Origin of the sequence: Bacillus sp. NEAU-CP5 (assembly GCF_026420705.1) — a bacterium.
Taxonomy (GTDB): Bacteria; Bacillota; Bacilli; order Bacillales; family Bacillaceae; genus Bacillus; species Bacillus velezensis.
In genome coordinates this window covers 479,954-503,510 of record NZ_JAPMOV010000001.1, presented here as the reverse complement: position 1 = coordinate 503,510, position 23,557 = coordinate 479,954, and the positions used below count along the sequence as shown (strand labels likewise).

The 23,557-nt window shown below is 46.6% G+C and carries 25 protein-coding genes; 18 read left to right on the top strand and 7 right to left on the bottom strand.

From position 1 onward, the window contains the following. Positions 1-15: 15 nt before the first annotated feature. Together OTK50_RS02000 and OTK50_RS01995 are read right to left on the bottom strand one after the other, a co-directional pair. The gene (locus OTK50_RS02000; RefSeq protein ID WP_045207335.1) at positions 16-633 is read right to left on the bottom strand and encodes a hypothetical protein; all 618 of its coding nucleotides are present in this window, start codon (positions 631-633) and stop codon (positions 16-18) included. Positions 634-943: 310 nt separating this feature from the next. Beyond that, complete coding sequence (locus OTK50_RS01995; RefSeq protein ID WP_003154504.1) at positions 944-1,132, bottom strand: YlaF family protein; 189 nt, start codon at positions 1,130-1,132, stop codon at positions 944-946. A gap of 111 nt (positions 1,133-1,243) precedes the next feature. On the opposite strand from OTK50_RS01995, the gene typA reads away from it, so the two are divergent. Both typA and OTK50_RS01985 read left to right on the top strand, forming a co-directional pair. Beyond that, a complete protein-coding gene (typA, locus tag OTK50_RS01990; RefSeq protein WP_007409675.1) occupies positions 1,244-3,082 on the top strand; it encodes a translational GTPase TypA in 1,839 nt (612 codons plus the stop codon). A 56-nt stretch (positions 3,083-3,138) separates the two neighbouring features. Further along, a complete protein-coding gene (locus OTK50_RS01985) occupies positions 3,139-3,459 on the top strand; it encodes a YlaH-like family protein (protein WP_007611192.1) in 321 nt (106 codons plus the stop codon). A 41-nt stretch (positions 3,460-3,500) separates the two neighbouring features. Here the strand turns inward: OTK50_RS01985 and OTK50_RS01980 are convergent, their stop codons facing one another. Both OTK50_RS01980 and OTK50_RS01975 read right to left on the bottom strand, forming a co-directional pair. Then, positions 3,501-3,710: a YlaI family protein gene (locus tag OTK50_RS01980; RefSeq protein WP_007409677.1), complete on the bottom strand. Its 210-nt coding sequence runs from the start codon at positions 3,708-3,710 to the stop codon at positions 3,501-3,503. A 102-nt stretch (positions 3,711-3,812) separates the two neighbouring features. Then, on the bottom strand, positions 3,813-4,436 hold the full coding sequence (locus tag OTK50_RS01975) for a YhcN/YlaJ family sporulation lipoprotein (RefSeq protein WP_012117484.1): 624 nt from the start codon (positions 4,434-4,436) through the stop codon (positions 3,813-3,815). 154 nt (positions 4,437-4,590) lie between these two features. On the opposite strand from OTK50_RS01975, the gene OTK50_RS01970 reads away from it, so the two are divergent. Further along, the gene (locus tag OTK50_RS01970; protein WP_007409679.1) at positions 4,591-5,919 is read left to right on the top strand and encodes a PhoH family protein; all 1,329 of its coding nucleotides are present in this window, start codon (positions 4,591-4,593) and stop codon (positions 5,917-5,919) included. Here the strand turns inward: OTK50_RS01970 and OTK50_RS01965 are convergent. Next, positions 5,914-6,390: a hypothetical protein gene (locus OTK50_RS01965; RefSeq protein WP_007409680.1), complete on the bottom strand. Its 477-nt coding sequence runs from the start codon at positions 6,388-6,390 to the stop codon at positions 5,914-5,916. The two genes, OTK50_RS01970 and OTK50_RS01965, sit on opposite strands and share 6 nt — an antisense overlap. A 103-nt stretch (positions 6,391-6,493) precedes the next feature. On the opposite strand from OTK50_RS01965, the gene glsA reads away from it, so the two are divergent. From glsA to pyc, 4 genes are all read left to right on the top strand, one after another. Further along, positions 6,494-7,423 carry a glutaminase A gene (glsA, locus tag OTK50_RS01960; RefSeq protein WP_038457903.1) on the top strand — a complete coding sequence of 310 codons (930 nt, stop codon included), beginning with the start codon at positions 6,494-6,496 and terminating at the stop codon, positions 7,421-7,423. 107 nt (positions 7,424-7,530) lie between these two features. After that, positions 7,531-7,812 (top strand): YlaN family protein, encoded by a 282-nt coding sequence (locus tag OTK50_RS01955; RefSeq protein WP_003154494.1) that lies wholly within the window; start codon positions 7,531-7,533, stop codon positions 7,810-7,812. A gap of 204 nt (positions 7,813-8,016) precedes the next feature. Further along, entirely contained in the window at positions 8,017-9,228 is a 1,212-nt protein-coding gene (locus OTK50_RS01950) for an FtsW/RodA/SpoVE family cell cycle protein (protein ID WP_015239798.1), read from the top strand. A 75-nt stretch (positions 9,229-9,303) separates the two neighbouring features. Beyond that, positions 9,304-12,750, top strand: a complete 3,447-nt coding sequence (gene pyc, locus OTK50_RS01945; protein WP_038457904.1) for a pyruvate carboxylase — start codon at positions 9,304-9,306, stop codon at positions 12,748-12,750. Between the two features lie 97 nt (positions 12,751-12,847). Here the strand turns inward: pyc and ctaA are convergent, their stop codons facing one another. Continuing rightward, positions 12,848-13,774 (bottom strand): heme A synthase CtaA, encoded by a 927-nt coding sequence (gene ctaA / locus OTK50_RS01940; RefSeq protein ID WP_007611205.1) that lies wholly within the window; start codon positions 13,772-13,774, stop codon positions 12,848-12,850. A 343-nt stretch (positions 13,775-14,117) separates the two neighbouring features. Here ctaA and cyoE point away from each other — a divergent pair, with 343 nt between their 5' ends. The 6 genes from cyoE (at position 14,118) to ctaG (ending at position 20,090) form a co-directional block, all read left to right on the top strand. Continuing rightward, positions 14,118-15,035: a heme o synthase gene (gene cyoE / locus OTK50_RS01935; protein ID WP_003154486.1), complete on the top strand. Its 918-nt coding sequence runs from the start codon at positions 14,118-14,120 to the stop codon at positions 15,033-15,035. Positions 15,036-15,252: 217 nt separating this feature from the next. Further along, a complete protein-coding gene (gene coxB, locus OTK50_RS01930; RefSeq protein ID WP_003154484.1) occupies positions 15,253-16,323 on the top strand; it encodes a cytochrome c oxidase subunit II in 1,071 nt (356 codons plus the stop codon). A 31-nt stretch (positions 16,324-16,354) separates the two neighbouring features. Beyond that, entirely contained in the window at positions 16,355-18,223 is a 1,869-nt protein-coding gene (gene ctaD, locus OTK50_RS01925) for a cytochrome c oxidase subunit I (RefSeq protein ID WP_224224237.1), read from the top strand. Continuing rightward, positions 18,223-18,846, top strand: coding sequence for a cytochrome c oxidase subunit III (gene ctaE, locus OTK50_RS01920; protein ID WP_003154482.1), 624 nt, complete (start codon positions 18,223-18,225; stop codon positions 18,844-18,846). Before ctaD ends, ctaE begins: the two co-directional genes overlap by 1 nt. A gap of 2 nt (positions 18,847-18,848) precedes the next feature. Further along, positions 18,849-19,181 (top strand): cytochrome c oxidase subunit IVB, encoded by a 333-nt coding sequence (ctaF, locus tag OTK50_RS01915; RefSeq protein ID WP_007409686.1) that lies wholly within the window; start codon positions 18,849-18,851, stop codon positions 19,179-19,181. Positions 19,182-19,205: 24 nt separating this feature from the next. After that, positions 19,206-20,090, top strand: a complete 885-nt coding sequence (gene ctaG, locus OTK50_RS01910; RefSeq protein WP_007611233.1) for a cytochrome c oxidase assembly factor CtaG — start codon at positions 19,206-19,208, stop codon at positions 20,088-20,090. A 33-nt stretch (positions 20,091-20,123) separates the two neighbouring features. On the opposite strand, the gene OTK50_RS01905 is transcribed toward ctaG, so the two are convergent. Next, a complete protein-coding gene (locus tag OTK50_RS01905) occupies positions 20,124-20,483 on the bottom strand; it encodes a YugN family protein (RefSeq protein ID WP_007409688.1) in 360 nt (119 codons plus the stop codon). Between the two features lie 140 nt (positions 20,484-20,623). Here OTK50_RS01905 and OTK50_RS01900 point away from each other — a divergent pair, with 140 nt between their 5' ends. The 5 genes from OTK50_RS01900 to OTK50_RS01880 all read left to right on the top strand — a co-directional run bounded on the left by OTK50_RS01900 (position 20,624) and on the right by OTK50_RS01880 (position 23,552). After that, a complete protein-coding gene (locus OTK50_RS01900) occupies positions 20,624-21,067 on the top strand; it encodes a CBS domain-containing protein (protein ID WP_014417702.1) in 444 nt (147 codons plus the stop codon). Between the two features lie 84 nt (positions 21,068-21,151). Continuing rightward, complete coding sequence (locus tag OTK50_RS01895) at positions 21,152-22,192, top strand: CAP domain-containing protein (RefSeq protein WP_014417703.1); 1,041 nt, start codon at positions 21,152-21,154, stop codon at positions 22,190-22,192. A gap of 174 nt (positions 22,193-22,366) precedes the next feature. After that, positions 22,367-22,777 carry a YlbD family protein gene (locus OTK50_RS01890; protein ID WP_045207344.1) on the top strand — a complete coding sequence of 137 codons (411 nt, stop codon included), beginning with the start codon at positions 22,367-22,369 and terminating at the stop codon, positions 22,775-22,777. A 15-nt stretch (positions 22,778-22,792) separates the two neighbouring features. After that, entirely contained in the window at positions 22,793-23,032 is a 240-nt protein-coding gene (locus tag OTK50_RS01885) for a YlbE-like family protein (RefSeq protein ID WP_003154475.1), read from the top strand. Positions 23,033-23,102: 70 nt separating this feature from the next. Next, complete coding sequence (locus tag OTK50_RS01880) at positions 23,103-23,552, top strand: YlbF family regulator (protein WP_003154472.1); 450 nt, start codon at positions 23,103-23,105, stop codon at positions 23,550-23,552. Positions 23,553-23,557: the final 5 nt, after the last annotated feature.

Genomic DNA, 23,557 nt, shown 5'->3' with positions numbered 1-23,557 from the left:
GGCGTTTTAATCCGTTTACTCAGCCGGATGAAAGGCTGTATAAATGCCTTCAAGCAATTCCTGGGGCAGTGAATTAAAGAATCCGGCACACAGCTTTGCTTCTTTTTTTCCTGCTCCTGCTTTTTCAGCAAGGTCCTGATCAAACGTATACACACCGTCTTCTTCAATCAGCGCAGATTGAAGGATATGAAGACTTTGGGAAAAAGCGGTGAACAGCTGATCAACGATAAGGGCCTCTTTTTCCGTAAAGCCGAGCTCCACCGCTTTTTCTTTATTAAATGTATATTCGCCGTCCGTTTTCTCAATACATTGGGAAAGAACGGTTAAAAATTCGGTTGAACTGTCCCACAGCTTTTGAATGATCTGGGCTTGTTCTTGATCTAATCCCAATTCAACCGCTTTTTCACCGTCAAAATAATAGACACCGTCTTTTTCGTAAATCGATTGGCTGATGATGTCAATGAGTTTTACCGCGTCTTCCGGTGTTTTCTCTGCGGAAGCCTGCAGGACATGCGGTTCATTTGCCTGGATCGTTTTTGCGCCGGCAGAATCAAGCGGACTGAATGCAAGCAAGGCGGCTGAGGCGGTTGCGGCGGCAGTTACAGCGGTTTTCTTCAAAAAAGATGTTTTCATTTCATTCTCTCCTTGTCATGTGTATTTGCTTACAGCCACAAGTATAAAAAGACAATGATGGAATTGATATAGGAGGTATGGTATTTTCTGCATAACGATGCCGGACTATTTCAGACTTCATTTTCTGAGGGAATCTGCTGATGTAACTAGAGTGGGGGCCGTCATTTCCGGCTTCCTGACTAGGCGGCGGGGGAGATAAGCCTTACATCTTAGCCTGTTTTGAGGATGTAAAAAAGCCTGAATCTTTGATTCAGGCTTCATTAGATATTGTGCTTTTCATGTTTACGGAATTTTGCAAAGGGTCATGCTTTTAATCAAGCAGTCCCTGTTCGCGCATTTTTTTCTTTACGGTGAAACCGCTTCCCATCATGGCGATAACGAGAACAATGCTTCCGATGATGCCCCATGCGCTTTTCTCAGCGATTGATACGCCGATCAGCATCATGCTGAAGACTGCTGCGAATGCAAATAATAATAAGAGCCAATTCAATTTTTTCATATTTCCATCCCCTTTAACGTCATACTTTCAGTTTACAGAAAAACGTAACGCTTTTAAAGAGGATGTGTGGTATAATATGAAAGTTATCTAATTTTTTTAGGAGATGAAAATGTGAAACTTCGAAACGATCTTCGCAACATCGCGATTATTGCCCACGTTGACCATGGGAAAACGACTTTGGTAGACCAATTGCTTCACCAAGCCGGAACATTCCGTGCCAACGAAAATATTGCCGAACGCGCAATGGATTCAAACGATCTTGAACGTGAACGCGGTATTACAATTCTTGCGAAAAATACTGCGATTAACTATAAAGATACACGCATTAATATTTTGGACACTCCGGGACACGCCGACTTCGGCGGAGAGGTAGAACGGATTATGAAAATGGTTGACGGCGTTCTGTTAGTCGTTGACGCATATGAAGGCTGCATGCCGCAAACCCGTTTCGTTCTGAAAAAAGCCCTTGAGCAGAACTTAAATCCGGTTGTCGTCGTAAACAAAATCGACCGTGATTTCGCCCGCCCGGAAGAAGTCATTGATGAAGTGCTTGATTTGTTCATCGAGCTTGACGCAAACGAACAACAGCTTGAGTTCCCTGTCGTCTACGCTTCTGCGATTAACGGAACGGCAAGTCTGGATCCGAAAAAGCAGGACGAAAATATGGAATCACTGTATGAAACGATTCTTGAACATGTCCCTGCCCCGGTAGATAACGCCGAAGAGCCTCTTCAATTCCAAGTGGCGCTGCTTGATTACAATGATTATGTCGGCCGTATCGGTATCGGACGCGTTTTCCGCGGCACGATGAAAGTGGGTCAGCAGGTTTCATTGATGAAACTTGATGGAACGGTAAAATCATTCCGCGTAACGAAAATCTTCGGTTTCCAAGGATTGAAACGCGTGGAAATTGAAGAAGCGAGAGCGGGAGACCTCGTTGCCGTTTCGGGCATGGAAGACATCAACGTCGGTGAAACGGTTTGTCCGGCTGACCACCATGAGCCGCTGCCGGTTCTGCGCATTGATGAGCCTACGCTCCAAATGACATTTGTTGTAAACAACAGCCCGTTTGCAGGCCGTGAAGGCAAATATGTCACAGCCCGCAAAATTGAAGAGCGTCTGAACGCGCAGCTTCAAACAGACGTCAGTCTTCGTGTCGAACCGACTGCATCACCTGACGCATGGGTTGTTTCAGGACGCGGTGAGCTTCACCTGTCCATTTTAATTGAAAACATGCGCCGTGAAGGCTATGAGCTTCAAGTGTCTAAACCTGAAGTTATCATTAAGGAAATCGACGGCGTAAGCTGCGAGCCTGTTGAGCGCGTACAGATTGACGTGCCTGAAGAGCATACCGGTTCTGTTATGGAATCAATGGGTGCGAGAAAAGGCGAAATGCTTGATATGATTAATAACGGAAACGGCCAGGTCCGCCTGATCTTTACCGTACCTTCACGCGGACTCATCGGCTATTCTACTGAGTTTCTGTCACTGACACGCGGGTTCGGTATCCTGAACCACACGTTTGACAGCTATCAGCCGATGCAAAAAGGCCAAGTCGGAGGCCGACGTCAGGGTGTGCTCGTTTCCATGGAAAACGGAAAAGCGACATCTTACGGAATTCAAGGTATTGAAGACCGCGGCGTCATCTTCGTTGAGCCTGGAACAGAAGTATATGAAGGCATGATTGTCGGCGAACATAACCGTGACAATGACCTTGTCGTCAATGTCAGCAAAATGAAACAGCAGACAAACGTCCGTTCCGCTACGAAGGATCAAACGACTACGATTAAAAAAGCGCGCATTATGTCGCTTGAAGAATCACTCGAGTACTTAAACGAAGATGAATACTGTGAAGTAACGCCGGAATCCATCCGTTTAAGAAAGAAAATCCTGAATAAAAACGAACGTGAAAAAGCGGCGAAAAAGAAAAAAACAGCAGGAATGTCTTAATCACTTGCAGAATTTGAAGAGGTAGAACCCGAACGGAAAAGGGGAGGGGGATCCTTTTGAATGAAGTAAGTGAACGGTTGTCGTTCTTTGCGGCTCTTTACCAAGTGGATGAGCATCCGCTGACGGGAATGTGGCTGTTATACGGAACGATCGTCGTGCTTTCAGTGATTGTATTTAAACTCGGCTTTGCCAAACGGCTTCCGGTGTTGAAGGCTGCGGCAGTTTATCTCTTTCTCGTGCTCGGCTGCACCGTACTGACTTTTTTCGGTGTGTTTCTGCCAGTCGGAGAAGGGCTTGTTGTCGCCGCCTTGATTTTGATCGTTTACAAAATCCGTCTGCACCAGTCCAAAAAAAGCCAGTCAGCTAAACCGCAATAAAAAAATGACCTTGCCTTCCGGCGGGTCATTTTTTATTCGGTTTATTTTTTCAGTTTATCTTTTTTCGCTTTTTGTCCGGGATGAAAGGAAAAGTGTCCGGTATTCAGCCGCGCCTCCGTTTTGACTTTGATTCGGTCATGGCATTCCCGGCACATATATGTATGAATCGGACGATTGCGGAGGCGTTTGGCTGTCAGTGTTTCATCATCAATTTGTTCGATTTTGTCGCAAATGGAACATTTTACTCTCATTGATTTTTCACCTCTTTCACTATGACAAGCATTATATCATGGATGCCCCTCCTGCCAAAGGGAAAGAAAGCAGCGCCCTTCCTTTGGAGCGGGCGCTGCTTTTTACCGGCGGTTTTTCATATGATGATCCGATTGATCGTTCTGTTCGTTCTGCAGCTTGTTCTGGTCTCTTTGGTTCAGCTGATCATCATTCGATTGAGTCGGTGATTCTTTTTCATTGTCGGTCACATCATTCGGGACTTCCGGCATGACACGACCGACGATGGCGGCAAGTTCGTCCAAAATGCCTGAAACGGGGCGGCCGGCCTTAATGTCGCTGCCCATGCCTCTCAGACGGGAAACCGTATCAGGATCAGCCACGACAACGGCATTGGCGCCGTAAGGATCGTTTTTTAACGCCTGGGCAACCGTGTATTTAATGCTCTCCACTTTGCTTCTTTCTAAATTGTCATCCACATCGATACCGACAACGGAGTATCTTCCGAGTACAACCGCGGTGGCATCTGAAATGCCGGGGATTTTTTCGGTTACCTCGACGAGATGCTTAGCGATGTCTGTCCGGCCGGGATTTTCAGCTGTCTCAGGAGCCGTATTTTTCACATGGATCGGTTTTGCATCGCGCTGATCGGCTGATTCGTTCTGAATATTGCGGCCGCGGCCGTCCTGTACAGCAGTGCAGCCGGTAAGGATAAACAAGGCTTGTATAATAATGAAAAGAATTCGCACGTCAGATTTCCTCCTTGAATGCTTTCATTTATTTTATTGTTGAATTAACCTTCTATCTTTATGCACCAAATCATATATTTTAGCAGGCATCCCCGTTATTCGCGGAAAGAGAAGCACACGATGGGCTTTGATCCTTATTTCAGGAGGCTGAGACTTGAGTAAAATTTATGTGTTAGATACGAATGTACTTTTGCAGGATCCTAACGCCATTTTTTCCTTTGAAGAAAACGAAGTTGTCATCCCCGCCGTCGTGCTGGAAGAGGTCGATTCAAAAAAGCGGTATATGGACGAGGTCGGGAGAAATGCGAGGCACGTATCTAAGCTGATAGACGGGCTCAGGGAGAAAGGAAGGCTGCACGAGAAAGTTCCGCTTGAAAGCGGAGGAACGCTCAGAATTGAACTGAACCACCGGTCGTTTCACCAGCTCCAAGAAATTTTTATCGAAAAAACGAATGATAACCGCATTTTGGCGGTGGCAAAAAATTTAAGCCTTGAGGAGGAAACGAAAGAAAACGGCCGCCTCGTCATCCTGGTCAGCAAAGATGTGCTTGTCAGGGTAAAGGCGGATGCCATCGGGCTTTTGGCGGAGGACTTTTTAAACGACAGAGTCGTTGACCATGATGAAATATATAGCGGGTACAAAGATATATTTATGAATAAAGAGCGGTTTGCCTCGTTTTATAAAAACAAACAAATTTCAGTCAAGGAGCTCCAGCAGCATCAGGTTTATCCGAATCAATTTGTGCTGATGAAAGATGAATTAGGAGGATCTTCGTCTGCGGTCGGCATGACAGATAAGAAAGGCGAGACCGTAAAAAGACTCGTTTTCGATGATGAGCACGTATGGGGTATCAGGCCGAAGAACGTTCAGCAGACAATGGCGCTTGAACTCCTGCTGAGGGAAGATATCCCGCTTGTCACCCTGATCGGAAAAGCGGGAACGGGTAAAACCTTGCTTGCTCTCGCGGCAGGGCTTCTGCAGACGGAGGATCTCGGGATTTATAAAAAACTGATCGTCGCGCGTCCCATCGTCCCGGTGGGAAAGGATATCGGATATTTGCCGGGCGAAAAAGAGGAAAAGCTCAAGCCGTGGATGCAGCCGATCTTTGATAATCTTGAATTTTTATTCAATGCGAAAAAGCCGGGTGAACTTGAAGCGATTTTGGCAGGAATCGGATCGATTCAGGTGGAGGCGCTGACATACATTCGGGGAAGAAGCATTCCGGATCAGTTTATTATTATTGATGAGGCTCAGAATTTGACGAGGCACGAGGTCAAAACGCTTTTGACTCGGGTGGGAGAGGGCAGCAAAATTGTCTTGATGGGCGATCCGGAGCAAATAGATCACCCATACTTAGACAGTTTAAACAACGGACTTGCTTATGTTGTAGAACGGTTTAAAGAACAAACCGTCTCCGGCAGCGTGAAGCTTGTGAAAGGTGAGAGATCCGGCCTTGCACAGCTTGCCGCCGATTTGTTATAAAACTTCGATTTCTGTGACGCCCGTTATCGGTTTTTCAAAGTCTCCGTCCACGTAAAAATGGACCGGGCCGCCGTCTTGAAGGGGTTTCCCCGCATCGCTGAAATGCGCGATTGCGTCCATCGCCTTTTCGAGCGGCACTTCGGTTCTTTCTGATTTTGAAATAAATGCGCACAGGACAGCGCTTTCTTTCGGCTCGGCATTTGCTAAAACAGCGCCGAGCTTCATGGCGAAGCTGCCGTTCATCAGTCTTTCTTTTTCATAACGTTTTTCGCTTTTTAAAGTCGGCGGCGAAATGCGCCCTTCTCTGATCACCCGTTCCGGATCAAGCGTATGCTCCTGGGTTTCTGCAGAGCCGTCCGGATGAACGGGCTGATTTTTTTCAAACGGAAACTTGCGGTCATCGAAAATCCAGACACTCGGATCAATTGTAATCGGGTATGTAACATTGCCTTTTACTTGAATAACGCTCATGGTGAAGCCCCCCTTTACTTAAAGTATAAAAGTTTTCGCATGAATTGTCACTTTGCGTCGCAAATTAGATGTATACAACGGCAGCGAAGTGAGGATGATCGACATGGTATGCCGGCATTACCAAGAGCTGGACGCATTAGTTCAGGAAGCGAAAAAAAGAACCGAAGAAGGCAAAGTGGCAGACTATATTCCGGCTCTGGCTGAATCTGAACAAGACAGCCTTTCGGTCACGATTTATCATGCGGAAAATACATGTCTGACGGCAGGAGACGCCGACCGGACATTTACGCTGCAGAGCATTTCGAAAGTGCTTTCTCTGGCGCTCGTACTGATGGATTACGGAAAGGAAAAGGTGTTCAGCTGCGTGGGTCAGGAGCCGACCGGCGACCCGTTTAATTCCATGATTAAGCTTGAAACAGTGAATCCGGGTAAGCCTTTAAATCCGATGATTAATGCAGGGGCTCTCGTCGTTACGGGCTTAATTAAAGGGCATTCGCCGAAAGACCGCCTGGATTACCTGCTCGGATTCATCAGAAGACTTGCGAATAATCAGGACATTACATATTGCAGCCATGTCGCGGAATCGGAATTCAGTTCATCCATGATTAATCGGGCCATGTGTTATTACATGAAGCAGTATGACATTTTTAAAGGCGATGTTGAAGAGGTCATGGATTTGTATACAAAACAGTGCGCGATTAAGATGAGCAGTCTGGATTTAGCCAAAATCGGCTGTGTATTCGCCCTTGACGGCAAGCATCCGGAAACCGGGGAGCAGGTCATTAAAAAAGATGTGGCGAGAATCTGCAAGACGTTTATGGTGACATGCGGCATGTACAATGCGAGCGGGGAATTCGCAATCAAGGTCGGCATTCCCGCTAAAAGCGGCGTTTCGGGAGGAATCATGGGCATTTCGCCGTACAACTTCGGGATCGGTATATTCGGCCCGGCGCTTGATGAAAAAGGCAACAGCATCGCGGGTGTGAAGCTTTTGGAAATCATGTCTGAGAAATACAGGCTGAGTATTTTTTGAAACATTTTTTATCATAACATCTGCTTAAATCCTCTTGCAATTTCACCTGATACCCTTTATGATAAATAGAAGAATTAGGTACTCGCCTGGGGAACGGAGGGATACTTTTGGCTTCAGAGATTATAGTTGACCATCAGCAGAAAGCATTCGAGCTGTTGAAGTTAGATGCTGAGAAGATTTTGAAGCTGATCCGAGTACAAATGGATAACTTAACGATGCCTCAATGTCCTCTGTATGAAGAGGTCTTGGATACTCAGATGTTCGGACTGTCGAGGGAAATCGATTTTGCTGTCCGCCTGGGATTAGTTGACGAAAACGACGGCAAAGAGCTGCTGGACAGACTTGAAAGAGAACTGTCTGCTTTGCATGACGCGTTTACAGGAAAATAAATGATCAAACTCAAACTATTCAACGGTTTGGGTTTTTTTATAACCGTAAACCGTTTTTTTGCATCTTCTTTTCGTAAGACGGTCTCTTAATCTGCATTTCATCCGAAAAACTATAAAGAAACTGCGTAAATTGTTTATGAATTATAGTAAAATATAATACGCTATAGGTATTAAACGTAAGCTTTAAGCAGGAAAGAGGATGTTATGTTTAAAAGAATGTTAAAATCTTACGATTATTCATTGATATGCGCTATCATTCTGCTGTGCTGTTTCGGATTGGTAATGGTATACAGCTCAAGCATGATTACCGCCGTTATGCGTTACGGCGTGAGCAGCGACTATTTCTTTAAACGGCAGCTGTTCGCCGTCATCGCGGGGTTTGTGCTGTTTATCATCGCGGCCGTTTTTCCGTACAAAGTGTTCGCCCATCAAAAGATTCAGAAATTCATACTGCTTGCGTCAGTGGCTGCGCTTTGCGCGCTGTTTGTTTTCGGACATGTTGCCGGAAACGCGCAAAGCTGGTTTAAAATCGGCGGAATGGCCATTCAGCCGGGGGAATTTGTCAAGCTGACCCTGATACTGTACCTTGCCGCGGTATATGCAAAGAAACAAAGCTACATCGATCAGCTTTTGACGGGGGTTGCTCCGCCGGTGATCGTCACCGTAGTTATTTGTGCGCTTATCGCCATTCAGCCCGACTTCGGAACGGCAATGATTATCGGTCTGATCGCGTTTTGCGTCATTATGTGTTCGGGATTCAGCGGAAGGACCCTGCTCAGGCTGGTTCTCATGGCGGGAATCGTATTGCTCCTTGTCAGCCCGATCATCTATCTGAAATGGGACGATATTTTGACACCCGGTCGTATGAGCCGGTTTGAAAGCCTTGAAAATCCATTTAAATACGCCAGCACATCAGGCCTGCAGATTATAAATTCGTATTATGCGATCGGCTCAGGCGGTTTTTTCGGTCTCGGTCTTGGAGAAGGCATTCAAAAATACGGTTATCTGCCTGAATCGCATACAGACTTTATTATGGCGGTTATTTCAGAGGAGCTCGGCATTTTCGGCGTCCTGTTTGTCATTGTACTGCTGGCTTTTGTCGTGTTAAAAGGTTTTTATATTGCGAGAAAATGTGAAGATCCGTTCGGGAGCCTTTTGGCAATCGGGATATCCAGCATGATTGCGATTCAGACTTTTATCAATCTCGGCGGTGTCAGCGGCTTAATTCCGATTACAGGTGTTCCGCTGCCGTTTATCAGCTACGGGGGCTCATCAATGTTGTTGTTATTAATGAGCGCCGGTATATTGGTGAATGTCAGCATGCATGTCAAGTACTCAGAAAAGAAGAAAAAGAGGGAGCCCGTTCCGTCTAAGGGGGTAAAAAGACGGCAGACGGAAAAATCTGTGTATCTCTAAAAAACAAGTGTATACACAGAACGGATATTCCTTTATTATAAACTACATATTTATTAGGCCAAGGGGGAGAAAAGTTTGTCACAACAATCCATCCAAAAAGTGTTAGTAGCAAACAGGGGAGAAATTGCGATCCGGATTTTCCGGGCGTGCACAGAATTGAACATCAGAACGGTAGCCGTTTATTCAAAAGAAGATTCGGGCTCCTATCATCGCTATAAAGCGGATGAAGCTTATCTTGTGGGAGAAGGCAAAAAACCGATTGATGCGTATCTTGATATTGAAGGGATTATTGAGATCGCAAAAAGAAACGGTGTTGATGCCATTCATCCGGGCTACGGATTTCTCTCTGAAAATATCCAATTTGCGAGACGCTGTGAAGAAGAGGGCATCGTATTTATCGGACCGACGTCAGCGCATTTGGATATGTTCGGAGATAAGGTAAAGGCGAGGGAGCAGGCAGAAAAAGCCGGCATCCCCGTTATTCCGGGGAGTGACGGACCGGCTGAAACATTAAAAGATGTCGAACAATTCGCAAAAGTCCACGGATTTCCGTTTATTATTAAAGCATCGCTCGGAGGCGGAGGCCGCGGAATGAGAATCGTCCGAAGTGAAAGCGAATTGAAAGAATCGTTTGAGCGGGCCAAATCAGAAGCGAAAGCCGCATTCGGAAACGATGAAGTGTATGTTGAAAAACTGATCGAAAATCCTAAGCATATTGAAGTTCAGGTGATCGGAGATAAAGAAGGCAATGTCGTCCATCTGTATGAGCGGGACTGTTCCGTTCAGAGACGCCATCAAAAGGTCATTGAGGTGGCGCCGAGTGTATCTTTGCAGCCTGAATTAAGGGACGAAATCTGTGAAGCGGCTGTGGCGCTTGCGAAAAATGTCGGCTATATCAACGCGGGGACCGTGGAATTTCTCGTAGCGGGCGGTGAATTTTACTTTATTGAAGTGAACCCGCGCGTGCAAGTGGAGCATACGATTACGGAAATGATAACGGGGGTTGATATCGTTCAGACGCAAATCCTCGTCGCGCAGGGCTACGGACTCCACAGCCGTGCCGTCAATATCCCTGAGCAGAAAGACATTTTTACAAACGGGTATGCGATCCAATCACGTGTGACCACTGAAGATCCGCTGAATGACTTTATGCCTGACACGGGTAAAATTATGGCTTACCGCTCAGGCGGCGGCTTCGGCGTCCGCCTTGATACGGGAAACAGCTTCCAGGGCGCCGTCATTACGCCTTACTATGATTCACTGCTCGTCAAGCTGTCGACATGGGCGCTGACGTTTGAACAGGCATCAGCAAAAATGGTCCGCAACCTGCAGGAATTCCGGATCAGAGGCATTAAGACCAATATTCCGTTTCTTGAAAACGTGGCAAAGCATGAAAAATTCCTGACGGGCCAATACGACACATCGTTTATCGACACAACGCCTGAGCTGTTTGTTTTCCCAAAACAGAAGGACCGCGGAACAAAAATGCTTTCCTATATCGGCAATGTCACGGTGAACGGTTTTCCGGGAATCGGGAAAAAAGAAAAACCTGCATTTGATAAGCCTCAGACCGTTACGTTAGGTATCGAAGAAAAGCCGGCAAGCGGTACGAAACAGATCCTTGACGAAAGAGGCGCTAAGGGGCTTGCTGACTGGGTGAAAGAGCAAAAATCCGTGCTCCTGACCGATACAACGTTCAGGGATGCCCATCAGTCTCTGCTTGCAACCCGGATCAGATCCAATGATTTGAAAAAAATCGCGAATCCTACGGCTGCCCTGTGGCCTGAACTGTTCAGCCTTGAAATGTGGGGAGGCGCGACATTTGATGTAGCGTACCGTTTCTTAAAAGAAGACCCTTGGAAACGCCTTGAAGATCTTCGCAAAGAAGTGCCGAACACATTGTTCCAGATGCTCCTTCGTTCATCAAATGCCGTCGGTTATACAAACTATCCGGACAATGTCATCCAAAAATTTGTCCGGCAGTCAGCGGAGTCAGGTATTGACGTATTCCGGATCTTTGACAGCCTGAACTGGGTAAAAGGGATGACGCTGGCCATCGATGCCGTCCGTGAAACCGGAAAAGTGGCGGAGGCTGCGATTTGTTACACGGGAGATATTCTTGATAAGACCCGGACGAAATATGATTTGAAATATTATCTTTCTATGGCGAAAGAGCTTGAGGCGTCTGGTGCCCACATTCTCGGTATTAAAGACATGGCCGGTCTTTTGAAACCTCAAGCCGCATACGAACTTATCTCAGCGCTGAAGGAAACGATTGATATTCCCGTTCATCTTCACACGCATGATACGAGCGGCAATGGCGTCTTTCTCTATGCCAAAGCTGTTGAAGCGGGTGTGGACATCGTGGATGTCGCCGTCAGCTCAATGGCGGGTCTGACTTCACAGCCGAGCGCAAGCGGATTTTATCATGCCCTTGAAGGAAACAGCCGCCGTCCTGAAATGGATGTCCGGCAGGTGGAAAGACTGTCGCAATACTGGGAATCCGTCCGTCAGTATTACAGTGAATTTGAAAGCGGGATGAAGTCTCCGCATACTGAGATTTATAATCATGAAATGCCGGGCGGCCAGTACAGCAATCTGCAGCAGCAGGCAAAAGGAGTCGGCCTCGGTGATCGCTGGAATGAGGTGAAAGACATGTACAGCGTCGTCAACCGCATGTTCGGCGACGTCGTGAAAGTAACACCTTCTTCCAAAGTCGTCGGAGATATGGCGCTTTACATGGTGCAAAACAATTTAACAGAACAAGATGTTTATGATAAAGGCGAAACGCTTGATTTTCCGGATTCAGTCGTTGAGCTCTTTAAAGGGCAGATCGGCCAGCCGCACGGCGGATTTCCGGAAAAACTGCAAAAGCTCGTTCTGAAAGGACAGACGCCGATCACGGTAAGACCGGGTGAGCTGCTTGAACCGGTATCTTTTGAAGGCATTAAAGAAGAATGGAAAGAAACACATCAGATGGAATTGAGTGATCAGGACGCAATCGCGTATGCTCTTTATCCGAAGGTGTTTACTGAATATGTTAAAACGGCAGAACGCTTCGGTGATATTTCCGTATTAGACACACCGACTTTCTTCTATGGCATGACACTCGGTGAAGAAATCGAAGTGGAGATCGAGCGCGGAAAAACGCTGATCGTGAAGCTTGTATCTATCGGTGAACCGCAGCCGGATGCGACACGTGTCGTTTATTTCGAATTGAACGGCCAGCCGCGCGAGGTGGTCATTAAAGATGAAAGCATTAAATCGTCCGTACAGGAAAAATTAAAAGCAGATCGGACAAACCCAAGCCACATTGCGGCATCCATGCCGGGAACCGTCATTAAATTGTTAACGGAAACCGGGGCAAAGGTGAATAAAGGCGATCATCTGATGATTAATGAAGCGATGAAAATGGAGACGACGGTACAGGCGCCGTTCTCCGGGACGATACAGCAGATTCATGTGAAAAACGGTGAACCGATTCAGACAGGCGATTTACTGATCGAAATTGAAAAAGCGTAAAAAATGAACATAAAAAACCTGATCCGCCCCCGTGTGCGATCAGGTTTTTTATATGTAAAAAGACCGAAGCTCTAATGCTTCGGCCTTTTCATGTGCCTCAGATGTTCCGCTGTTTTGATTCATAGCGGAAGCGGGCGATTAATAATAAGAAATAGCATAAGACGCCGAACAGGCCGGCAATAAAGAGCGAATGGGCAAGTGCAAAGCCGGTGGCCATTTCTGAATAAACAACCATGATTCCGGAGAGCGCCTGTAATACAACAAAGGCAAGAGCTGCTATCCAGCCCCCAAGAATCTGTTTTTGATCTTTGTAGGAGCGCACCGCATGCGCAAAAGCGACAAGAATCCATACGAACAGAAGCAGCGCTGCCGTTCTGTGGCCCATCTGCACCCATTCCTGAAAATGGGACGGAAGCCCGTGATTCAGCCTGCTGCAAAGCGGAACGTCAGGGCAGGCAAGGCTTGATTTCGTATGGCGCACATAAGCTCCCGTATAAACGACGATATACGTGTAAATCGAAAGGCCGATCATATGAAACTGCATTTTCCTGCCGATTCTGAGCGGCTTGACGAGCTTTTTGTCTGATTTATCAGCTTCGAATATGAGCAGCGTCAAAATCAGAACAGAAGCGAAAGAAATCAGCGATATGCCGAAATGAAGCGCCATAACGAGCGCATTTGATCCGAAAACAACCGCTAATGCGCCGAGAAGCGCCTGTAAAAATAAAAAGATAATGGACATAATGGCGAGAAAGGTTGTTTCACGGAAAACAGGCGTGACTTTTCTCCATGCCCAAAAAGCGAGACTCAGCACGAGAACGATTGAGACACCGCTTGCGAGTCTGTGGCTCCATTCAATGATAGAAGCGGCGTTAAGCTCCGGGAAAAACCGACCGTGGCAAAGCGGCCACTGCCGTCCGCATCCGAGACCCGATCCTGTCTTTGTGACAAGAGCGCCGCCGATCAGCACGACGAGCATGACGAATGTCGTCAGTACGCCGAGCGCTTTCAAAGCTTTATTCATTTTACATTCACCTTCTTAACAAACTGGACAAAATGATATACGTACCAAGTGTAAGCGAATATGTGTTTTGTGGCAATTCTCAATTCTGTTTGTTCACAAAAATATAATAGAATCAGGACTTCTTAGATAATGGGGTTGATTATTCCAGATGGGTCTGATAGAAATAAAGTAACCGCTTTATTATGAAACCGGCGGGTATGGTAAAATTCATAAAAAGTTCACAAATAAATTCCTGTTTCTCGTTTAATATTTAAGAGGATGTTTTTTTACAGGTCATTATCTTGTATGATAGAGTTGCAGGTCTTAAAAAACCTGCTTTAGGTTTGTAAGGGAGGTTTACGTTATGGCTAATTCCAGAATTTTAAACGATACAGCTATAGACGGACAGATTGAAGAGACGACGGCATGGAAGGATTTCCTTTCGCTTATCAAAATAGGAATCGTCAATTCGAATTTAATTACGACTTTTACCGGCATGTGGCTTGCGTTACATATATCCGGTCTGAGTTTTTTAGGCAATTTAAACACCGTGCTTCTTACATTAATAGGATCATCTTTGATCATCGCCGGTTCTTGTGCGGTTAACAACTATTATGACCGTGATATTGATCATTTAATGGAACGCACGAAAGTAAGACCGACGGTAACCGGAAAGATTCAGCCGAATCAAGCGCTGTGGTCAGGAATTTTACTCATTGCTTTAGGACTTATCATGCTTTTGATGACCACCGTGATGGCAGCAGTCATCGGTTTTATCGGCGTGTTTACGTACGTTGTTCTTTATACAATGTGGACGAAACGCCGTTATACGATTAATACGGTTGTCGGAAGTGTATCAGGCGCCGTGCCGCCGTTAATCGGCTGGACAGCGGTTGAAGGACACATCGGTGTTGTCGCGTGGGTTTTATTCATGATTTTATTCATCTGGCAGATTCCGCACTTTTTAGCGCTTGCGATTAAGAAGACGGAAGATTACAGAGCAGCGAATATTCCGATGCTTCCGGTAGTGCACGGCTTTGAAGTGACGAAAAGACAGATTATCGTCTGGGTCGCATGCCTGCTGCCGCTTCCGTTTTTCCTCGGCAGTCTCGGTCTTCCGATCGTCATTCTCGGCACTTTGCTGAATGTCGGATGGCTTGTTCTCGGACTGATGGGATTCCGCATGAAAAACATCATGAAGTGGGCAACTCTTATGTTTGTCTATTCGCTTAATTACATGACCATTTATTTTGTAGCGATGGTGGTCTTCACGCTGTTTTAATTGAATAATGAGCTTGTTTGATCGCCAAAACAAACAATGACAACTAGTAAACGCCGCCTTGACCTTTTGTTTAATCAGGCGGCTTTGCTTTTATACATAGATGGAATTTTAAGTAAAAAATCTCATATTTTAAGAAATGAGGAAATGAAGTATTTCGGCTGGAAGCAGTTTTACTGCTTGTGCATCTCGTACTGATTCAAAAAAGGGGTTGGGTGAAATGTTAAAGCGTTGGCGTCTTTTATCATTATTAGCCTTAGTGCCGCTTTTATTGAGCGGCTGTGGAAAACCGTTTCTGTCCACACTCAAGCCTGCCGGCGAAGTGGCTGATAAACAATATGATCTGACGGTGCTCAGCACACTTATCATGGTTGTCGTCGTTGCGGTCGTAGCAGTTATTTTCTTTTACGTCATTGTGAGATTCAGACGGTCGCGTATAGGGGAAGACACGATACCGAAACAGGTGGAGGGGAACCGTTTTTTAGAAATCACTTGGACCGTTATTCCGATCCTGCTTCTGATTATTCTTGTCATTCCGGTTGTCATCGATACATTGGCGCTGGCGGATACGTCGCCGATGGATAAGAAAAACCGTAAAGCAGAGGATGCGCTCGTGATTAATGTAAGGGCGAATTTATACTGGTGGGAATTCGAGTATCCTGATTACGGGTTTGTGACAAGTCAGGAGCTGATCGTTCCCACAGATGAACGCGTTTATTTCAAGCTGAAGTCCTCAGATGTGAAACACTCTTTCTGGATTCCGTCAGCCGGGGGAAAAATCGATACGAATACGGATAATGATAATACTTTCTTTCTGACTTTCGATTCTAAACGCAGCAAAGAAGCGGGAGAATATTTCTTCGGGAAATGCGCAGAGCTGTGCGGACCTTCACATGCGCTGATGGATTTCAAAGTGAAACCGCTGCCGTCAAAAGAATTTAAACAATGGACGAAAGCGATGAAAAATTATAAGCATACAACAGATTCCGGTTTAGCCGCGCAAGGAGAAGAGCTGTTTAAGGAAAAAAACTGCCTGAGCTGTCATGCGGTTGAGCCCAATGATAAACGGGCTGAAGCGGCAAGAACGGCTCCGAACCTCGCTACCTTCGGTGAACGGGTCAAAGTGGCCGGCATTAAGGATGCGAATAAAGAGAATATAAAAGCCTGGCTGAAAAATCCGGACAGCATTAAACCGGGCAATAAAATGACAGGCACTTATCCGAAGCTCTCGGACGCTGAAACGGATGCGCTGTATGAATATTTAAAAGGGCTGAAAGCGGAGAACAAGTGAGGACAGGGAGATATCAGGGGGGAGGTCGTAAATGATGAATACGCTTACAGTACAGCAAAGAAAAAGCTCTTTGCTTTGGGATTATTTGACGACGGTTGACCATAAGAAAATCGCGATTTTATATATGATCGCCGGGGGATTTTTCTTCGTCGTCGGCGGACTTGAGGCCATGCTTATCAGGATTCAGCTCTTGAGGCCGGGGAACGATTTTATGGGTGCGCAGCAATTTAATGAAATTATGACGATGCACGGCACGACAATGATCTTCCTGGCGGCGATGCCGCTGTTATTCGGGCTGATGAACGCGGTTGTGCCGCTGCAGATCGGGGCGCGTGACGTATCATTCCCATTTTTGAATGCGCTCGGATTTTGGCTGTTTTTCTTCGGAGGCATCTTTTTGAATCTGAGCTGGTTTTTAGGAGGCGCTCCTGATGCAGGCTGGACGTCGTACGCGTCGCTTGCGCTTAATTCGAAAGGGCACGGCATAGACTTTTTCGTGCTCGGCCTGCAAATATCAGGCTTAGGTACACTGATTGCGGGGATCAATTTTCTCGCCACGATTATTAATATGAGGGCGCCGGGTTTGACGTATATGAGACTGCCGCTGTTTACGTGGACGACATTTGTGGCGTCGGCACTCATTTTATTCGCATTTCCTCCGCTCACCGTCGGTTTGGCGCTGATGATGCTGGATCGTTTGTTCGGAACGAATTTCTTTAATCCTGAATTGGGAGGCAATACGATAATCTGGGAGCATCTGTTTTGGATTTTCGGGCATCCGGAAGTATACATTTTAATTCTTCCCGTCTTTGGGATTTTTTCAGAAATCATTCCCGTATTTGCAAGGAAACGTCTGTTCGGTTATTCGTCTATGGTCTTTGCGATCGTGCTGATCGGCTTTCTCGGGTTCATGGTTTGGGTTCACCACATGTTTACGACGGGACTCGGACCGATCGCTAATGCGATATTTGCGGTTGCGACGATGGCGATCGCGGTGCCTACCGGCATTAAAATTTTCAACTGGCTTTTGACCATCTGGGGAGGAAACGTCAAATTCACGACGCCTATGCTGTATGCCGTCGCCTTTATTCCTTCTTTCGTACTCGGAGGAGTCACGGGTGTCATGCTGGCGGCCGCAGCGGCAGATTATCAGTTCCACGATACTTATTTTGTCGTAGCGCATTTCCACTATGTCATTATCGGCGGCGTTGTGTTCGGCATCCTGGCGGGCGTGCATTTCTGGTGGCCGAAAATGTTCGGGAAGGTGCTTCATGAAACGATGGGGAAAATTTCGTTCGTCTTATTTTTTATCGGGTTTCATCTTACCTTCTTCATTCAGCATTTCCTCGGTTTGATGGGAATGCCGCGGCGCGTTTACACATATCTGCCCGGCCAGGGGCTTGATACCGGCAACCTGATCAGTTCAATCGGCGCGTTTTTCATGGCGGGCGCGGCTGCTTTACTCGTCGTCAATATTATTTATACCTCAATAAAGGGGAAATACGTCGGGAACGACCCGTGGCTGGACGGTCGTACGCTTGAATGGGCGGTCTCTTCGCCGCCGCCGGAATATAATTTTAAACAGCTTCCGTTTGTCCGGGGACTTGACCCGCTGTGGATTGAAAAGCAGGCCGGAAATGAAGGGATGGCGCCTGCAGAGCCTGTAGAGGACATTCATATGCCGAACGGATCCATCATGCCGTTTATCATATCTTTCGGGCTGTTTGTCGCAGCGTTCGGGTTTCTATACCACTCCGATTATTCATGGGGGCTTCCGGTTATCTTCATAGGGCTCGGCATCACATTCTTTACCATGCTGCTTCGCTCTGTGGTCGATGATTACGGCTATCATATTCACAAAGAAGATCTGCCGAATGATGATAAAGGGGTGAAGGCGTAATGCAGCTGCAGGAAAAAATGACGGCTGAAACCTTTCCGGCTTCTCCTGAAAAAGCAACGCTGGAAGGGAAAAATAAGTTTTTGGGATTTTGGCTGTTTCTCGGCGGGGAAACGGTTCTGTTCGCCTCGCTATTTGCAACATTCCTTGCTTTACGGGAATCTAAAGCCGGAGGGCCGTCAACGGCTGAGATGTTTGAGCTGCCGATCGTATTTATCGCGACGATGCTTCTTTTAACGAGCAGCTTAACGAGTGTGTATGCGATGTATCATATGAAGAATTTCTCCTTTAAAAAAATGCAGGTGTGGCTTTTGGTTACCGTTTTATTGGGAGCAGGATTTTTAGGGGTGGAAATCTATGAATTTATGCATTACACTCACGAATTCGGCTTTACCATTACAAGCTCTGCGCTCGGCTCAGCGTTTTACACGCTCGTCGGCACACACGGAGCACACGTGGCGTTCGGGCTGTTGTGGATCAGCGCGCTTATGATTCGGAATGCGAAAAGAGGGCTCAGCCTTTATAATGCGCCGAAATATTATGTGGCCAGCTTATATTGGCATTTTATCGATGTCGTGTGGGTCTTTATCTTTACCGTTGTATATTTGATGGGGATGGTGGGATAACGATGGACGATAACAAAAACAGAGGGACTGTCAGTACGGATCTCGAATATCGGAAAAAGAAAAATGCCGAGGAGATGAAATATCAGGTCATATCCTTCGGTTTGATGATCGGCCTTACGCTTGTCGCGTTTTTGACGGTGGCTGCTGACGGCATTGCCGGATGGTTTACGATGCCGTTTCTGATCCTGCTTGCGGTCATCCAGGTCATCTTTCAGCTGTTTTACTTTATGCATATGAGCCAGAAGGGGCATGAAGCGCCGTCATTATTTCTGTATTCGGGAATATTTGTCGCGTTTATCACCGTGCTTGCATTTGTCACGATTATTTGGTGGTAATCGGGACGGCGGGGAGTGAGAGATTTGATTAATTTGGAAATGTTCGGGTTTCGCGCAATGTGGAGCCCGTATCTGTTTTGTATAACTGCCGTGATAACAGGTGTTTACTTTTACTGGTGCAGCCGGCATAAAGGACGTGTGGCCGCTAAGGAGAAGGTGCTGTTTGTGCTTTCCGCGCTATTTTTTTACACGGCTGCGGGAAGTCCGGTTGATTTATTGGGCCATGTGATGTTCAGTGCTCATATGACGCAGATGGCGGTTCTGTTTTTAGTCGTACCGCCGCTGTTGATTTCCGGAATTCCCGGCTGGGCATGGAAGAAACTGATCTTCCGTCCTGTCGTAAAGCCGCTGTTTTCGTTCTTTTCAATGCCGCTTATCGCATTAGTGCTGTTTAACGGTATTTTTTCACTGTATCACATCCCGTTTATATTTGATTTCGTCAAAACGGATTCGCTGTATCACACGCTGATGAACGGACTCATCTTTGTAACGGCGTTTTTTATGTGGTGGCCGCTTGTGCATAAGGTGGACGGTCTGCCCCGTCTCAGCGGTTTAATGAAGCTGGGGTATATTATGGCAGACGGGATTCTGTTAACGCCGGCCTGCGCGCTCATTATGTTCAGCGGGGCGCCCATGTATGCCACGTATACAGATCCGGCGGCTTGGGCCGAAGCAATGAAGCTTTGCGTTCCTTTAGATTTGCTGGAGGAGATCCCTTTATCCGGACCGGAGATGTTTAACACGCTCCCTCCTCTGGAAGATCAGCAGCTTGGGGCAGTACTGATGAAAATCATTCAAGAGGCGGTCTACGGAACATATTTGGCTGTCATCTTTTTTCAGTGGGTCAGAACGGAACGGGAAAAAGATACGCCGTCAGAGCCGCCGTATATCGAGCATACCGTCTCATGAAAAAAGTACAGCAGAATATGCTGTACTTTTTTATTACATTTGCACTGTTTTTAATGACTCTTCCAATTCAAGCAGTAAAGCTTTGCTTTCAGCGACGACATGTTCCGGAAATTCTTCAGCGCTGCCGTATTCTACGCCGTGCGGATAATAATGCTTTCCTAAAAGAGGGGCCTTCAGCTGAATCACGGCCCGGCTGCCGCCGACATCGCCCTCTTTTGCCGTTCCTTGAATCCGCAGATAAAATGTCCCCTCAGGTACTGAAAACTTTTTGTCGTAAGTCACTCTTTCATAATCCCATTGTCCAGCCAGAATGAGCCCTTTACCTTCCATCAGATCATTCAAGCGGCTGAGCTCCGCTGTTACCCCTTCAAGACCGCTGTTTTCAAACTTCAAACCTTCCCCCTCCTTTTAAAAATGCCCTTTCCTGACAATCATAGTATGAAAGCGTTACACTTTCAATGATTCATACGGTGAAAGTATGCAAAAAGAAAAATTTGACGACAATAGTAGCAGAAAAAAGGAGGAATTCCGCAATGACAAAGATCAATAAGCTCATGACGTCAGACTTGCAATATTGTACAGTATTAGATAATGTATATGAAGCTGCGGTGAAGATGAAAGACGCGGATGTCGGCGCCATTCCGATAGTGGATGAAGACGGCGCCACACTTGTCGGGATCGTGACAGACAGAGATCTCGTATTACGGGGAATTGCTTCAAAAAAGCCGAACTCTCAAAAAATAACCGACGCAATGACAGAGCGGGTTATCAGTGCAGAAGAAGACGCCTCTGTGGAGGAGGTGCTCCATTTGATGGCTGAACATCAGCTCAGAAGAATTCCCGTCACAAAGGATAAAAAACTGGTCGGCATTGTTACGCTCGGCGATCTTTCGTTGGCCGAGCAATCAAATGAGCAAGCAGGCCGGGCGCTGTCTGACATTTCTGAAGACGGCGGTCCGGAGGGGTTTATCCATTAAACATAAATCACGGACGATGCAAATAGGCTGTACTGTATAAGAGTAAACAATAACAGAACGGTTTGAACATATGGGGGTGAGAGGTTGAAAAATATCGCAAGGGCTCTCGTTATCCTTTTGCTTATTTACGGAGCGTATGTTCTGTTTATACAATATGGATCGGCTCCTCAGAAAAAGACGGATCAGGAGGAGCCTCAGGTTTCCAATGAAGAAGAGAGCGGAAAACGGCTGAAAATGCCGTCATCCGGACTGCTTTCTCTCATGGGGAAATCTGCCGCCGATGTGAAAAAGAAACTTGGGGAACCGTCTCGGAAAGATCCTTCTGCCTACGATTACGAGTGGTGGGTGTACAACCAGGGGAAAGACCAATACGTACAAGTCGGTATTTTGAATGATAAAGCCGTGACTTTATACGCTTCGGGAAGCGGCATCAACGCAAAACCGTTTAAGATCGGCGAATCGACGGGCGAAGTTTTTAAAACGACGCAGGTTTCTCCTTTTGTCAATGTGACTGACAAGGGAAACACGTATCGCTTCGAGTTTTCCGAGGAAGATATCAATACCCGTCCCACCGTCAAGATAGGCGGAATGTATGTTCAGCTGTACATGGACAAATTTGACGGGAATCTGTCAAGCATCAGGGCATTTGATGCGGAAACACTTGTGAAACAAAGGCCGTATGAAGTTATGTATAGAGGAAAGCTGACAGAACCCGAACCTGTTTCTGATGAAAAATGGAACGACATTGAACGAGCGAGTGAGCAGCAGATTCTCGATATTACAAATGTCATCCGCGTAAAACACGGACTTGCAAGGCTGAAATGGGACGAAGGCGCCGCAAAAGTGGCATTCGGTCACAGCAAGGACATGAAGGATAACAAGTATTTCTCTCACGTCTCAAAAAAATACGGGACTCTGAAGGATCGCTTGGAAAAAGGCGATGTGAAATACCGGGAGGCCGGTGAAAATATTGCCTACAACTATGTGGACGGTCCTGCAGCCGTGGAGGGCTGGCTGAACAGCGAAGGCCACAGAAAGGCGCTGTTAAGCCCGGATTATACGCACCTCGGTGTCGGCGTGGACCGGAAGTATTATACGCAAAACTTCATTAAGCCTTGGCAGTAAAAAACCGCAGAGGGGCGCGTCCCCTGCGGTTTTTTTATGTTTTTTCGCGAGCGGCGTCCTGCTGAAAAAAACAATTTTTATATATACCTGCTTTTTTTCGCAATTTAGGCGAACATTAAGGCGCATGAACCGATACATTATAGCAGGCAAAACTTTTCGGAGGGGGTGAGAATTGTGGCGAATCAGCAATCACGGCAATCAATCGATGATTTTAAACAATTCGTAAAAAAGCATCCCAAACTGATCCAAAATGTTCGCAAGGAACAAAGAAGCTGGCAGGAAGTCTATGAAAACTGGGTTCTTCTGGGCGAGGATGATCCGATATGGACCCCTTTTAAAGACGAGGCCGTTCAGCCTTCTTCCGACGCGGAAACCAAACAGGAACCAGCTGAAAAAAACGATTTCGTTTCAAAAATGGTCACTGCCGTCAAAAAGATGGATATCAACCAAATGAATGAGCAGATCAATAAAATGAGCCAATCCATTTCATCATTGCAAAGCCTTTTAAGCCAATTTTCGGGGAGCAGCACGAAGCAGCCCCGGCAAGGCTCCGGACAACATCCTTTTTCGTTCAGGAAGGATTAAAGAAGGGGATCGTGTATGCGAAAAGAGGTTCAGGAATTCATATCCGCAGATGAGGAACGGAAACGGTTTATACGGCAGCGCCCCGTCTGGTACCGCAGACTTGCGAGAAAACCGGACGATCTCAATTCCTTTCAGCTTGACATGATGAATTTTTATGAAAAGACGATACCGCATCGGGTAAGCCAATTCTCAAACGGGATTCAAATGGCGCAGATGATGATGCAGATGGTTCACGCCATGCGTTCACAGGATTAAAAAGCGTTTAAACGCCGCATTTTCCAATTGGGTGGTTTCATGGTAAACTAGCAACTGGAGGTGCGTATTTATGTATGCAACAATTGAGTCCGTCAAGCTTCAAAGTGAAGCGGAGCAGCTTGCCGGCATGATTCTGCAGTCTGAGACGGCTGAAAATTACCGCGATTGTTACAAGCGTCTCCGTGAAGATGAAGAGGCAGGGCGGATCATTCGTTCTTTTATGAGCGTTAAAGAGCAGTATGAGGATGTGCAGCGCTTTGGCAAATACCATCCTGATTATAGAGAGATTTCCCGCAAAATGAGAGAAATGAAGCGGGAACTGGATTTAAACGATAAGGTGGCCGAATTTAAAAAAGCGGAGACTGAGCTTCAGTCGCTGCTTGACGAGATCAGCATTGAACTCGGAACGGCCGTCTCGGAGCATGTAAAAGTGCCGACGGGGAATCCTTATTTTGACGGCCTGTCATCCTGCGGCGGCGGCTGCGGTTCCGGCGGCGGCTGCGGATGCAAAGTTTCCTGACGAGA